At 46.0% G+C, this 14,060-nt stretch carries 13 protein-coding genes; 1 reads left to right on the forward strand and 12 read right to left on the reverse strand.

Translation table 11 applies throughout. The features are described from left to right. Nucleotides 1-21: 21 nt before the first annotated feature. The 3 genes from CGSMWGV1500E_RS01705 to sufU are packed head-to-tail and all read right to left on the reverse strand — an operon-like array spanning nucleotide 22 to nucleotide 1,976. Nucleotides 22-684, reverse strand: a complete 663-nt coding sequence (locus CGSMWGV1500E_RS01705) for an HAD family hydrolase (RefSeq protein ID WP_004128814.1) — start codon at nucleotides 682-684, stop codon at nucleotides 22-24. 57 nt (nucleotides 685-741) lie between these two features. Continuing rightward, nucleotides 742-1,194 carry a metal-sulfur cluster assembly factor gene (locus CGSMWGV1500E_RS01700; protein ID WP_004128816.1) on the reverse strand — a complete coding sequence of 151 codons (453 nt, stop codon included), beginning with the start codon at nucleotides 1,192-1,194 and terminating at the stop codon, nucleotides 742-744. Nucleotides 1,195-1,229: 35 nt separating this feature from the next. Next, nucleotides 1,230-1,976 carry a Fe-S cluster assembly sulfur transfer protein SufU gene (gene sufU / locus CGSMWGV1500E_RS01695; RefSeq protein ID WP_004128817.1) on the reverse strand — a complete coding sequence of 249 codons (747 nt, stop codon included), beginning with the start codon at nucleotides 1,974-1,976 and terminating at the stop codon, nucleotides 1,230-1,232. Between the two features lie 357 nt (nucleotides 1,977-2,333). Between sufU and CGSMWGV1500E_RS01690 the strand changes: the two genes are divergently transcribed. Next, nucleotides 2,334-3,008, forward strand: coding sequence for a DUF3800 domain-containing protein (locus CGSMWGV1500E_RS01690; protein WP_004128820.1), 675 nt, complete (start codon nucleotides 2,334-2,336; stop codon nucleotides 3,006-3,008). Between the two features lie 69 nt (nucleotides 3,009-3,077). On the opposite strand, the gene CGSMWGV1500E_RS01685 is transcribed toward CGSMWGV1500E_RS01690, so the two are convergent. The 9 genes from CGSMWGV1500E_RS01685 to CGSMWGV1500E_RS0106125 all read right to left on the reverse strand — a co-directional run bounded on the left by CGSMWGV1500E_RS01685 (nucleotide 3,078) and on the right by CGSMWGV1500E_RS0106125 (nucleotide 13,994). Further along, on the reverse strand, nucleotides 3,078-4,421 hold the full coding sequence (locus tag CGSMWGV1500E_RS01685) for a SufS family cysteine desulfurase (protein ID WP_004128822.1): 1,344 nt from the start codon (nucleotides 4,419-4,421) through the stop codon (nucleotides 3,078-3,080). A gap of 96 nt (nucleotides 4,422-4,517) precedes the next feature. Next, nucleotides 4,518-5,294: a Fe-S cluster assembly ATPase SufC gene (gene sufC / locus CGSMWGV1500E_RS01680; RefSeq protein WP_004128824.1), complete on the reverse strand. Its 777-nt coding sequence runs from the start codon at nucleotides 5,292-5,294 to the stop codon at nucleotides 4,518-4,520. 9 nt (nucleotides 5,295-5,303) lie between these two features. Then, nucleotides 5,304-6,575, reverse strand: a complete 1,272-nt coding sequence (gene sufD / locus CGSMWGV1500E_RS01675; RefSeq protein WP_004128830.1) for a Fe-S cluster assembly protein SufD — start codon at nucleotides 6,573-6,575, stop codon at nucleotides 5,304-5,306. After that, on the reverse strand, nucleotides 6,575-8,116 hold the full coding sequence (gene sufB, locus CGSMWGV1500E_RS01670) for a Fe-S cluster assembly protein SufB (protein WP_004128833.1): 1,542 nt from the start codon (nucleotides 8,114-8,116) through the stop codon (nucleotides 6,575-6,577). The genes sufD and sufB overlap by 1 nt, the downstream gene beginning before the upstream one ends. 254 nt (nucleotides 8,117-8,370) lie before the next feature. Then, a complete protein-coding gene (locus CGSMWGV1500E_RS01665; protein WP_004128835.1) occupies nucleotides 8,371-10,053 on the reverse strand; it encodes a CTP synthase in 1,683 nt (560 codons plus the stop codon). A gap of 60 nt (nucleotides 10,054-10,113) precedes the next feature. After that, nucleotides 10,114-10,569, reverse strand: a complete 456-nt coding sequence (aroQ, locus tag CGSMWGV1500E_RS01660; RefSeq protein ID WP_004128837.1) for a type II 3-dehydroquinate dehydratase — start codon at nucleotides 10,567-10,569, stop codon at nucleotides 10,114-10,116. A gap of 19 nt (nucleotides 10,570-10,588) precedes the next feature. Further along, entirely contained in the window at nucleotides 10,589-12,256 is a 1,668-nt protein-coding gene (locus tag CGSMWGV1500E_RS01655; protein WP_004128838.1) for a bifunctional shikimate kinase/3-dehydroquinate synthase, read from the reverse strand. After that, nucleotides 12,253-13,440 (reverse strand): chorismate synthase, encoded by a 1,188-nt coding sequence (aroC, locus tag CGSMWGV1500E_RS01650; RefSeq protein WP_004128841.1) that lies wholly within the window; start codon nucleotides 13,438-13,440, stop codon nucleotides 12,253-12,255. Before aroC ends, CGSMWGV1500E_RS01655 begins: the two co-directional genes overlap by 4 nt. Nucleotides 13,441-13,487: 47 nt before the next feature. Further along, nucleotides 13,488-13,994 (reverse strand): hypothetical protein, encoded by a 507-nt coding sequence (locus CGSMWGV1500E_RS0106125; protein WP_032843581.1) that lies wholly within the window; start codon nucleotides 13,992-13,994, stop codon nucleotides 13,488-13,490. Nucleotides 13,995-14,060 lie beyond the last annotated feature (66 nt).

A 14,060-nucleotide genomic window follows, 5' to 3' on the forward strand; every position in this document is an offset into this window, starting at 1 on the left:
AATGCCGATTAAGGATGCTGATTAAGAATAGATCAGCGAGGCTGCAGAAGCGGCGCGAAAGTCGCCTTCGAGAAAAAGCGTGGAGGAAGCGGAAAGACCGGCTTGTTGCAAAAACGCGCGGTAAAGCATTACGTCGGGTTTGCGCAAATGCGATTCGTAAGATGCACAAACGCCGTTAAGCTCGCCAAGTATTGGGCAAGTTTTGCGCGCGCAGCAAAGCCAATCGCAAGAAGCATTACCCAACGCCCACACGCGCACGCCGTTCGCAATCAACTCGCGCGCCACGGCAGAAGCATCCGCGCGCTCGCCTGCAAAACCGCGCTCGAAACGCTCAAAATACAAGCGATACAGCCACGTAACCGCAGGGCCGTGATGCTCATCAAACGAATTCAACGCCTGATCGCAGCTCCACCCAGCCTCGCGCAAAGACTCGTGAAACTCAAATCCCCATTCCGGCTCGAAACTAAAAAGCACTTCCCCAATAAAATCCGGATAATCCGCGGCCAGAGTGCGGCGCGCATCCCAATCCACCAGCATATGCAAGTCAAAAACAACGTCGGAAATTCCGCGCGAAGCATACTTGCGAATACTATTTTCGCGCACATCACTTATTTCGCGCACACTATTTATATCGCGAATATCACAGACTCCGTTTGCACTAACTGCTTTTATTTCAGCGCCCATAATTCCCACTTGTTTAGTACGTTGCTATCAAAACAAAACGGCAAGTTAACCAAATACTCACGCGGTTGGCGGAATACCAGCGCCCCCAACTACCCCAGAACCATACATTCCAGCCGCAAAGTTCGCCTGCAAACTGTTGAGATTGTAGCCAAGCGCCTCAAGCTGCGCGCGACCGTCTTCATTAATGTTTTCAACGCTCCAGCGCGGCTTCCACGTCCAATCAATGCGAAACTCTTCCACCAAACCTGCGAGCGCATTCGCACACTCGTCCTCAATCAAATCAGTAAGCGGGCAAGCCGGAGTTGTAAGCGTCATTGTAAGAATCGCGCGACCCAGCTCGTCAATTTCAATGCCATAAACTAGGCCTAAATCAACAACATCAATGCCCAATTCCGGATCGACAACATCGTGAAGCGCTTCCTTAATATCTTCTTCGGTAACCCTGCCAATATCGTTCGCGCTTAAAGGTGTCGACGCCGCCACCTCAACAGCCGATTTATTTTCTTCCATAATATTCCTTGCTTTGCTTGTACCAAATTTCGATTTTACAAGCTGCCAAGAATTTGCGGATTCAAGTTTTGTGAAGCTTTTGCGATGCTGTCTTTTAAGCCTTCCCACGCCAAAAGCGCGCACTTAATTCGCATTGGGTATCGCGATACACCTTGCAAAACCATTGCGTCTTCCAGCGCATCTTCCTCATCTTCGTTTTTAAGACCTTCGCCGCGAGATTCCATAAGTTTGTGGAAAAGCGCGTCTAATCGCAAGGCTTCGTCAACCGACTTTCCTTCGACCAAATCAACCATCATCGAAAGGCTTGCTTGCGAAATTGAGCAGCCGTGACCATCCCACTTAACGCTTGAAATTACTGGGGTTTCGTTATTATTTGCGATATTTGAAAGCTCCACGCGCATTGTTACTTCGTCGCCGCAAGTTGGGTTGAATTGGTGCGATTGACCTAAAGCTGAGTTTTCTGCAAAGATTGCCACAGCGCAACTTTCGTGCGCATTGTTTAGGGTGATTTCAGCAGATTTTTTATTTTCAGAAGAGTTGGCAGATTCTGTATTTTCGGCAGATTCTTGAGATTCTTGAGTTTCTTGAGATTCTTGAGATTCTTCCTGCAGTTCCGCTTTTGCGAGCGCATCCGTGCTTTCAAAATGAGTTTTGCCATGCGGATTTCGCGCAGCATCCAAAATCACTTCTTGATACATGCTTTCCAAGCCGTCACCAGCCGCATCTGAAAAACCAGCACCTGCACCAAAACCAGCGCCCGCACCAAAACCCATATCAAACATACGCACTCCTTACCTACTTCCTAACTCGCTAACTATCCAACTCGCTCGCTAACAATATTTAATCACTTATTTTTTAATAAACGATTCATCATTAGAAAACTCAACAACTTTTTTCAATAACATATCAACTTCATCAAGTTTATGCTTTATATTTTCAAATTCAATTATTTCAAATATTATTTTTAAACAATCGTAGTAATAGCCGCAAGAAAATAAGTATTTAATAGTGTCGTATATGTGATACAATTATAAGAGGTCTTTTGTAAAGGCTTCCAAGTGCCGGGGACGTTTTCCCCGGCTTTTGTTTTACTTACTTATCAGTGTAGTTGGGTTATAAGTCAAAAAGTTGGGGAAAGCATGAGAGAACTTAGCATATTCATAGACGAATCAGGCAGCGATAATTTATCAGACTATTATTACATACTAACTATCGTACTTCATGACCAATCAAATAATTTAGATTATTCAATAAAACTTTACGAAAACTCACTCGAACAAAGACTACTTCCTAATATACCCTTTCATGCCTCACCTCTTATGAACAAAAAAGATAATTATAAATGTTTAGATATGTCTACAAGAAAAAAATTATTGCAATCATTTAGAATATTCTTCAGGCACGTTGAAATTCATTACCATACTTTTGTATACACAAACAGAAAATACGAATCAACAAGTCAATTGTCTGCAGCAATGCGCAAAGATTTAATTAATTTTTTATTCGACAATATGGAATATATGCAACAATATGAAAAAATAAAAATATACTATGACAATGGTCAGCAATCAATAGTTAATGCAATACACAAAGCAATGGAATATAGTTTGTCAAAAAATGCGACCATATACAGATACGCAAAACAATCACAGTATCGTCTAGCACAAATAGCAGATTACATTTGCATGGTAGAACTTACAAAACTCAAATACGAAAATAAACACATAACAAAGACAGATGAAAAATTTTTTGGTTCGTGGTCTGACTTTAAAAAAGGCATATTAAAAGAAACAAGGCATAAAGCTATTGAATAAAACAATGCATACTGACTCGCCAATTTGCTTGACTAACTCGCTAACTATCCAACTCGCTCACTAATAACATTATGCGCCAAAGTAGGCGCGAACGTGGGAAACGGCTTCAACAAGCGCGCGAGCTTCGTCAATTGTGTTGTAAACGCCAACGGAAGCGCGGTTTGAAGCGTACACGCCAAAATGACGGTGAATCGGCTGAGCGCAATGATGCCCAACACGAATCGCAATACCCTGCGCGTCCAAAAACTGTCCAACATCATGCGGATGCACGCCTTCAACTTCAAAAGCAACTGTGCCAATTCGCTGACTCAAATCAGTCGGCCCCAAAATGCGAACGCCAGGAATCTCACTCAATTTTAGCAATTCTGCAGCAATTTCCTGCTCGTGCTCTGCTACTCGGCTCATGCCAATTTCACGCAACCAATCCGCAGCAACTCCGGCCGCAACCATTTGCGCAACAGGCTGAGTTCCAGCCTCAAAACGGTAAGGCGCATCCATGTATTGCGCAGGCTTGTTAAGCCACGCAAGCTCCACCATTGAGCCGCCGAAATTGGCAGGCGGAAGCGCATCCAAAAGCTCACGGCGACCATACAGGAATCCAACTCCCGTAGGGCCGTACATTTTATGCGCACTAAAGGCTGCAAAATCAACGTTTAACGCGTGGAAATCAACCGGAATATGCGGCACTGACTGGCATGCGTCGAGCACAAAAATCGCGCCGACTTCGTGAGCGCGCTTGCAAATCGACGAAACATCCGTAATAGCACCAGTAACGTTGCTAATATGCGTAACTGCAACGATTTTCGTGCGCTCGTCAATAATCGTGCGCAAATAATCCGCGTCCGTGCGCACGCGGCCGTCTTCTGTTACGTCAATCCAACGAAGCTCCGCGCCTGTGCGAATCGCAAGCTCTTGGAATGGTAACAAAACAGAATGGTGATCCGCGCGAGATACGACTATTACATCACCTTTTTGAAGAGCGAAATTTTTGCGAAAATCACTCTTAGAATCAGCCAGATCACTACTGTCTTTTTTGCAGATTTTTGCCTTAGCACTAGCGTTACCAATAGCAGTTGCGAGAAGATTAAGCGCGCCTGTAGCTCCCGTAGTAACAACAATTTCCTCACGCCCAGCATCAGCACACGCTCCAACAAGACGCGCAACTTTAGCACGCGCTTGTTCAAACGCAACAGTCGAAAGCGCAGCCAACTCGTGCGCCCCCCTGTGAACTCCTGCATTAATTGTTTCGTAAAACTCTTTTTCGGCGTCGATTACAACTTGCGGCTTTTGCGAAGTTGCTGCAGAATCCAAGTAAATCAAGGGTTTTCCGTGCACAGTATCGTAAAGCGAAGCGCCGTGAACTGTGCGACGCAAAATCGGAAATTGTTCGCGCAAATCGCTAAATTCTCGCATAATATTTTCTTCAGTCATATTAAACCGCTATTTTTTACGCTTTTACGTAATTTTTTACGAATACATAAACAGGTTAAGCTATCACCTAAGCTGCGCTTAAGCCAGTGCCGACTCGGTTGCGCCTTCCGGCAAGTACTTGTCGTATCCTTCTTCTTCCAGCTCGTCCGCAAGCTCCGGACCAGCCGTCTTCACAAAGTGACCTTGCGCAAAAACGTGCACAATATCCGGCTTAATATATTTGAGGATTCGCGTGTAATGCGTAACCATCATAATTCCCAAACCGGTGTTTTCTTTAGCACGATTCACGCCTTCCGATACGATTCTAAGCGCGTCAACGTCAAGTCCGGAATCAGTTTCGTCCAAAATCGCAAACTTTGGCTTCAAAAGCTCTAATTGCAAAACTTCCGCACGCTTCTTTTCGCCGCCGGAGAAGCCTTCGTTTACTGAACGCGACGCAAATTTTGGATCCATTCGAAGCTTTTTCATAGCCTCGCTAAGTTCTTTCACCCAGCTTCTTAAAAATGGAGCTTTTCCGTCGACCTCAGTTTTTGCAGTGCGAAGGAAGTTCGTCATAGATACGCCAGGTACCTCTACTGGGTACTGCATTGCGAGGAAAAGTCCGGCTTTTGCACGCTCGTCAGGAGTCATTTTCAAAATATCTTCGCCATCGAGAAGCACCTGACCGGAATCAACTTCATACTTTGGGTGCCCTGCCAAAGTGTAAGCAAGAGTAGACTTTCCAGATCCGTTAGGACCCATAATTGCGTGCGTTTCGCCAGAATTAACTGTAAGATTTACGCCTTTTAAGATTTGCTTGCGTCCTTCTTTTGTTTCTACAGAAGCGTACAAATCTTTAATTTCCAAAGTTGACATGATTTTCTCCTATTCTTCCGTTCTTGCAAGACGGCGCTCAATAGCCTTCATTAAGTGATCAACAATTTCCGGAACGCCAATTTCTTCAATCAGCTCGTTAAAGAATCCGCGCACAACAAGCTTTCTTGCCTCAATCTCACTAATTCCGCGAGACTGCAAGTAGAAAAGCTCTTCGTCGTCAAATCTTCCGACTGAACTTGCGTGACCGGCACCAATAATATTTCCGTTTTCAATTTCCAAATTCGGCTCAGAATCAGCGATTGCGCCAGGAGTGAGCACTAGATTACGGTTCAATTCGTACGAATCCGTGCCAGGAGCTTCCGGCTTAATAAGCGCGTTTCCAACCCAAGTCGAATGCGCGTCCTTTCCTTCCAAAGCGCCCTTGTACACGACTCTGGACTTGCATTCCGGATAATTATGCACAACCATCGTGCGGTGCTCCACGTGCTCGCCTGGATCCACAAAATACATGCCGAGCATGTTCAAATCGCCCTGCTCGCCGCCAAAATCCTGATCCATGCGAATGCGCACAACATCTCCGCCAAGAGTAACCATAGCGTGGCGAAGCGAAGCTCCCTCACCAACGTGAATACGCTGATTTCCAACATGCTTGCTGCCTGAATCCCACTCTTGAATAAAGGTAGTAGAAACGTGCGCATGCTTTCCGAGTATGATTTCCACGCCTTCAGCAAGTTTTGCGCAGCCGGTGTGTTCGATAATAATATCTGCGTTTGTGCGAGAATCTGCTTCGATTACTAAGTGCAGTGCGTCAAGTGATTGCACAGCGTTTTCATTTGCGCTATTCGCGAGATTACCCTGAATTTTTAGCACGATTGGCTTTTTGATTTCGCCAGATACGTGAAGTACGTGCGCTTGCTTCGCCGCGTTCCATGCGACTGCAGCCGCGCGATCAGACGGCTTCATATCGGTGTGAGGCGCATCGTTTTGCGGCTTTACTTGCAAACTTACGGAACCGTCGCTTCCAACGTAAGAATCATCTAAAGCGGCTCCGCCAACGCCTTCAAGCGTTACTTGGATACTATTAGAAGGCTCGAAACGCTCGAAAAATTCGGAAATTCGCTCAACTGGAGTATATCGCCAATCTTCCTGCTTACGCGTTGGAATCGCAAAATCTTCAACGTTAAACGAGCGCACGGATTTGTCTGCGCTAGAAGGCATTGCTGCAGGAACCGCATAAGGATCATTAGGATCTGCTACAGGAATAGTAATTTCTTTTCCCGTCATTTTATTGCCTAAATTCTCTTTTAAATCTTCGCTCATCAGCCTACGGATCCTTCCATTTGCAACTCAACTAAGCGATTAAGCTCAAGCGCGTACTCCATCGGCAGCTCGCGGCTAATCGGCTCCACGAAGCCGCGCACAATCATGCCCATGGCCTCTTTTTCTTCAAGTCCGCGACTCATCAAATAGAAAAGCTGATCTTCAGAAACCTTGGAAACAGTGGCTTCGTGAGCCATTGAAACGTCGTCTTCACGCACATCAACATGCGGATAAGTATCCGACCTCGAAAAATCGTCAACAAGCAAAGCATCGCACACAACCGACGAACTCGAGCCTTTAGCACCTTTAATAATCTTCACAAGACCGCGGTAAGCAGAACGCCCGCCGCCGCGCGAAATAGACTTAGCAACAATCGTAGAACTCGTGTGCGGAGCCAAATGAATCATCTTCGCACCAGTATCCTGATACTGTCCGCGTCCAGCAAAGCTCAAAGACATGGTTTCTGCTTTTGCGTACGGCTCGGCAAGAATACAAGCAGGATACTTCATAGTAGCCTTAGAGCCAATGTTTCCATCAACCCACTCCATTGTGCCACCTTCGCGCACGTAAGCTCGTTGAGTTACCAAGTTGTACACGTTATTTGACCAGTTTTGCACTGTTGTGTAGCGCACGCGCGCATGCTTTTCTACAACAATTTCAACGTTTGCAGCATGAAGCGAATCCGTGGAATAAATCGGAGCTGTGCAACCTTCAACATAATGCACGTACGAGCCTTCGTCTGCAATAATCAACGTGCGCTCAAACTGACCCATGTTCGGCGTATTAATGCGGAAGTAAGCCTGAAGCGGAATATCCACATGCACGCCTTTTGGCACGTACACGAACGAACCGCCGCTCCAAGCCGCAGTGTTAAGAGCCGCAAACTTATTGTCGTCAACCGGAATCACAGTTGCGAAATACTTTTTTACAAGCTCCGGATACTTTTGCACTGCTGTATCTGTATCAACAAAAATCACGCCTTGAGCAGCCAAGTCTTCACGAATCGAATTGTAAATAACTTCCGACTCATACTGTGCTGCAACGCCCGAAACTAAGCGCTTTTTCTCCGCTTCCGGAATGCCGAGTCGATCGTAAGTTTTGCGAATATCTTCCGGCAAATCATCCCAAGTTTTCGCTTGATCGTGAACCGGACGCACATAATACTTAAAATCGTCGGCGTCAAAACCGCTTAAATCAACACCCCAATCCGGCATCGGCTTTTGCAAAAACGCACGGTAGCCTTGCAAACGAAGATTTAGCATCCACTCCGGCTCGTTTTTGTCTGCGGAAATTGCGCGCACAACCGACTCGTCAATACCCTTTTTTGCAGCCTCGCCTGCAGCATCCGAATCGTGCCAGCCGTAATTGTAATCGCCAAATTCAGCAACAATCTGCTCGTCTTGACGTATTTTCTCTTCGTTTACGCGAGCGCGATCTGCCACATACTGGCTCATTTCAACGTCTGCAGCTTTATTTTTTGCTGGATTATTAGCATCATTTGCTGTAACGCTTGTATGACTAATATTGCTAGTATCGCTCATACGCTTATAGCACCTCCATGCATAACGCATTGCTACGCTCTTACCTTAGAGCGCAATCGCAAAAGCTATTCCCCAACGTTACTTTTGCATTCTGTCTAGTCTATTTCTTACCTATTCAAGGTTACCGCGTAATGCGATTTCTTGGTATAGCTGTGTTACGAACAAAACGTAATGTTTGTCACAATCTAATAAAACAAAAAGCGGCAAAACTTAAGAATCCTAAGTTTTACCGCTTGTTTTTACTTGGCTTAATACTACTTATCTGCTTTGCTATTTTGTGCAGACGACTGATGTTCCAGTGCCGCCGCCACTAATCCAGCAAACAGTGGATGAGGCTTAGTTGGGCGAGACTTAAACTCTGGATGAGCCTGAGTTGCCACGTAGAATGGGTGAACTTCCTTTGGAAGCTCCACAAACTCAGTCAAATTACCGTCCGGACTTTGACCGCTAATACGCAAACCAGCTTCACGCAGGCGATCCTTATAAGCCACGTTCACTTCGTAACGGTGACGATGACGCTCGGTAACATGCGTAGTACCGTAAAGCTCGGCAACAATAGAGCCTTCCTCAAGTGTTGCAGGGTAAGAGCCGAGTCTCATTGTGTGACCCATATCTCCCTTACCAGCCACAATATCTTTCTGCTCTTCCATAGTTGCGATTACTGGATCTCCGCAATCCTTTTCGAACTCTGTGGAATTAGCATCCTCAAGACCGAGAACGTGGCGAGCGTACTCAATAACCATAGATTGCAAGCCAAGGCAAAGGCCAAGCGTTGGCAAACCGTGCTCGCGAGCGTAACGGAGCGCGCCAATCTTACCTTCAATACCGCGAATGCCGAAGCCGCCTGGAATTACCATTCCGTCCATTTGGTCAAGAGCCGCAGCAGCACCTTCCTGAGTTTCGCACTTGTCGGCAGCAACCCAGCGCACGTTTACCTTAGCCCAGTTTGCAAAACCGCCAGCCTTAATGGCCTCCGTAACGGAAAGGTACGCGTCTGGCAAATCAATATACTTGCCAACGATTGCAATGTTTAGCTCATGCTTTGGATGATGCACGCGCTCAAGCAAATCTTCCCACTCGTTCCAATCAACATCGTGGAATGGAAGCTCAAGCTCACGAACAACGTAAGCGTCCAAGCCCTCGTTGAACAAAATCTTTGGAACGTCGTAAATGCTTGGAGCATCCACGCAGTTTACAACGCCTTCGGCGTCAACGTCGCACATAAGCGAAATCTTGTCTTTAATAGCCTGATTAAGCGGACGATCCGAACGCAAAACAAGCGCGTCTGGAGAAATACCAAGCTGGCGAAGCATCATTACAGAATGCTGAGTTGGCTTAGTTTTCAACTCGTGCGCGGCTGCAATATAAGGAACCAAAGAAACGTGCACAAACATGCAGTTTTCTGGACCTAAATCGCGGCGAACTTCGCGAGCGGCTTCCAAGAATGGCTGGGATTCAATATCTCCAACTGTGCCGCCGATTTCCGTAATAATAACGTCTACGTCATCGGAAGCCTGCGCGCGCATACGCGACTTAATTTCACCAGTAATATGCGGAATAACCTGCACGCACTGACCCAAATATTCACCAGCGCGCTCCTTACGAAGTACAGACTGATAAATCTGACCCGTAGTAACATTCGCCTTTTGACTTAAGAAAACATCAAGGAATCGCTCGTAATGACCAATATCAAGATCTGTTTCTGCGCCATCTTCCGTAACATAGACTTCACCATGCTGGAATGGGTTCATTGTACCCGGGTCAACATTGATATAAGGATCGAGTTTTTGTTGCAAAACGTGAAGGCCGCGGCTTCGCAAAAGTCGTCCTAAAGACGATGCAGTAAGGCCTTTTCCGAGGGACGAAACAACGCCACCAGTGACAAAAATATGCTTTGTAATATGCTCCTGAGAGTTACCATGTTTTCTTCTAACCATGGAACTCCATAGTATCTTCGAGCCTCGACTCGGGTGTTGTATTAAAAGCGACTTAAAAAGTTATATTAAGTGCGCAACAGCCTCAATCGCAAGCTTGTAACCGTACAATCCCATGCCAGTAATAGTGCCGGTTGCAACAGGACTAATCACGCTTATTTTGCGGAAAGAATCGCGTGCGGAAGGATTAGAAATATGCACTTCCATCAGCGGCACTCCAGCGTCTAAAACCATGTGAGCCGCATCCGCCAGCGCATAACTGTAGTGCGTAAAAGCAGCAGGATTCATAACAACAGGAGTATGCGTGTCGGCAGCTTCGTGCATCCAATGAACCATTTGCGCTTCATCATCACTTTGGCGAACTTCTACTTTTAGTCCAAGCTCCGCTCCCCACTTTTCGCAAAGCGAGCGCAAAGTTTCAAAATCTTGACTGCCATAAACGTCTGGCTGACGCACACCAAGACGGCCTAAGTTCGGACCGTTTACAACAAGAACTTTTTTCGGTTGCTGATTTTCCATTATTGCCTCGCAAAGTTAATTATTTTTTATACACGCGCTTAAAAGCTTCTTTAACTGCTTCAATAGGCGGATTGTCTAAATGAATAGGATTAGAAATACCATCCAAAATTACGAAACGTAGCATGTTGCCGCGCGCTTTTTTGTCACGATGCATAAGATTAAGCACGCGCTCAAACGCAGCGTCAGAATCTTCTCTACTCTGCCACGAAGTTGGTAATCCAAGCGAATCTAAAAGCGAACGATGGTATGAAACGTCTTCAGCATCCAAATATCCTAAAATTTGCGCAAGCTCGGCCGCAAAAACCATGCCAACAGCAACAGCGTTTCCGTGACGCCAACGGAAGTGTTCAATCTGCTCAATCGCATGGCCTAAAGTATGCCCGTAGTTCAAAAACTCGCGCAAACCCTGCTCTTTTAAGTCACTCGAAACGTGATACGCTTTTACTCTAACAGTGCGTTCAATAAGATTCACAATAAGCTCGTGAAGTTCGCTATTATTTTCAATCTGATCCCCATTAAATTCACGCAAAAGCTTAGCATTATTCGAGTCGCTAAGAATCTTCAAAATTTCGCCGTCTAGAATAAAACCAGATTTTGCAACCTCACCCAAGCCTTCAATAAGAATATCGTTTGGCAAAGTTGAAAGCGTAGAAGTATCTGCCAAAACGCCAGCTGGAGTGTAAAAACTTCCAACCAGATTCTTGCCAGCATCCGTATTTATACCAGTTTTTCCGCCTGTTGAAGCGTCAACCATTGCAAGAAGCGAAGTTGGGCAGTTTACGTAACGAATTCCACGCATCCAAGTTGCAGCAACAAAGCCGGCAACATCCGTAGCAGCGCCGCCTCCTAAGCCAACAATCGCGTCGGAACGCGTAAAACCAGCTTCACCCAGTCTAGCCCAAATTCCGCTCGCAACTTGAATAGTTTTTCCAGCTTCAGCATCCGGCACAAGTATGTCTAAAACTTCGTAGCCTGCTTGACGCAAAATTGCGCGAGCTCTGTCACTGTGGCGCTGAACCAGCTGCGTGTGAACTAACGCCACTTTAACCGGCTTAGTTCCAAGCATTTGCGGCAAAAGTTGCATGGCTCCGTCGCCAATTCGCACATCGTACGGCTCAATCGCTTCGCCTGTAACATGCACTATGCGTTGCATAATCATGCTCCTTAACTTTTCTGCAGCCATATACGGATTTGAACCTTTTGTTGGCATGTGAATATTTGATACTGCCCTAAAAATTGGGTCTCGCTGCTCAAATAATTCCATCCAACGCTTTTTAGCGTCTTGGCCGATTAGCATAGGACGATTATTGCTCCAACCTGCGCGCTCAATAGCATCGTCTGCGCTGGTTTGCAAATACACTACGCGACCGCCAAGATTCACGTATTCTTTTAGCACTTCCTGCGTTTCTTTGCGAACAGGAGCGCCGCCGCCAAGAGAAACAATGCCGGAATCAGTCTGATTTTCTAAAATTACGTTTCTAACTATTCTGGCTTCTATATCTCGGAAGGATTCCTGACCAAACTGCTCAAAATATTGAGTAATTGGCATATTAATTTCGCGCTCAATCATGTCGTCTGTATCGCAAAAAGGCAGATTCATAAGATGCGCAACTTCGCGACCAACGCGCGTTTTTCCGGCGGCAGGCATGCCGATAATAACAACTAGCGGAATTTTAGTATTGCTCATTTCATATTCTCCGGCCAGGAAGTTAGGTAAGACTCTACATTCCGGCGCGTTTCTTGCAAAGAATCTCCACCAAACTTTTCCAAAGCATACTTTGCCAAAGTAAGTCTTACCATTGCTTCTGCTACTACGGAAGCCGCTGGAACAGCAGTAAAATCGGAGCGCTGGTTAATAGCTTGAGCCGGCTCTCCAGTTAGCACGTCTACAGTTTGCAAAGCGCGCGGAATAGAAGGAATTGGCTTCATTGCGGCACGCACGCGAATAATTTCGCCGTTTGACATACCGCCTTCAATACCTCCAGCACGATTAGTTAGGCGGGTGATTTTTCCATTTTCGTCTGTTACGATTTCGTCGTGCGCGGCCGAGCCTGGGAGATCTGCTTCTGCAAAACCGTCGCCAATTTCCACGCCTTTAATTGCCTGAATTCCCATAAGCGCAGCCGCTAAAGCAGCATCCAAACGGCGATCCGACTCAACGTATGTTCCAACTCCAGCAGGCATACCGTATGCGAGTACTTCTACTACTCCGCCTAAAGTATCCGCATTCGCTTTTGCTTCGTCAATGCGAGCCATCATGCGAGATTCGGCGTCTTTATCGAGAGTGCGAACTGGAGAAGCGTCCAAAGCCGCAACATCGTCAGGTGTTGGTAATGCTAAACTTTTGTTAGCGTAAACGCCTCCGATTCCAACAACATGCGCAACAGTGCGCACACCCAAAGCCTGCTGTAAAAACGCATCAGCAATAGCGCCCAAAGCAACGCGTGAAGCCGTTTCCCTAGCGCTCGAACGCTCCAAAACTTCGCGAGCATCATTAAAACCATACTTGCGCATGCCAGTTAAATCCGCATGGCCCGGGCGCGGCCTAGAAAGCGGCGCATTTCGGCCAACTTTCTCAATCTCATGATCCAAAGGATCTGCGCTCATTACTTCCGTCCACTTTGGCCACTCTGTATTCGCAATTTCTACAGCAATCGGAGAGCCAAGAGTCACTCCGTGGCGAACGCCGGTTAAAAGACGCACTTTGTCTTGTTCGAACTTCATGCGAGCGCCGCGGCCGTATCCAAGACGACGGCGCGCAAGAGCCGAAACCACATCGCTGCTAGTAATGCGCACGCCCGCAGGCAAACCTTCAATCATGGCAACTAATGCTTCACCATGCGACTCCCCTGCAGTTTGCCATCTAAGCATGCCATTCTCCATTCTCAACTAATTTACGTGTCTAAATACTTACTCTACTAACCACCAAGTATTGAGTGGGTTGTTATTGACAGCAATGCTGCGATTATGGCTGATATTGCTTCTACTGGCACGAATGGTATTGATGCGTTGGTTGGCATGCGGATTTTGCAGTAAATTTTCCATGCTAAAAGACAAAGTAGGCCAACTACTCCAACTAAAGCAAACCAGTAAATTAAGCAGTCAAAACCGAATAATACCAATGCTTGTGCGATCATTGACGCACTAGTAACATCTCCGAAGCCAACGGAATTTGTTGGAGCGAGTTTTCGCATAATCCAATAAATTACAAAAACAAATACGCAAGAAATACAGCCGAAAATAAGCACGCTAATATTTCTAAACAAAATAATCGAATATATAAGATTCGCAAAAGATTGAAAAAATCCTGCAATAACAATCCAAAGTCTTGGCACTATGCGACTTTTTATGTCGGTTACGCAAACTGAAATTAAACATGTAAGCGTTGGTAGCGCCGATATTATCGTAATAATTAATTGCCTCATTAAAGCAAATTACGAAAACTTATACAACTTTTGCAACCTAAACGCATCCATGTGGTTAAAAGCTAT

The sequence above is a fragment of the Gardnerella vaginalis 1500E genome, from assembly GCF_000263595.1.
Lineage (GTDB): Bacteria > Actinomycetota > Actinomycetes > Actinomycetales > Bifidobacteriaceae > Bifidobacterium > Bifidobacterium vaginale_E.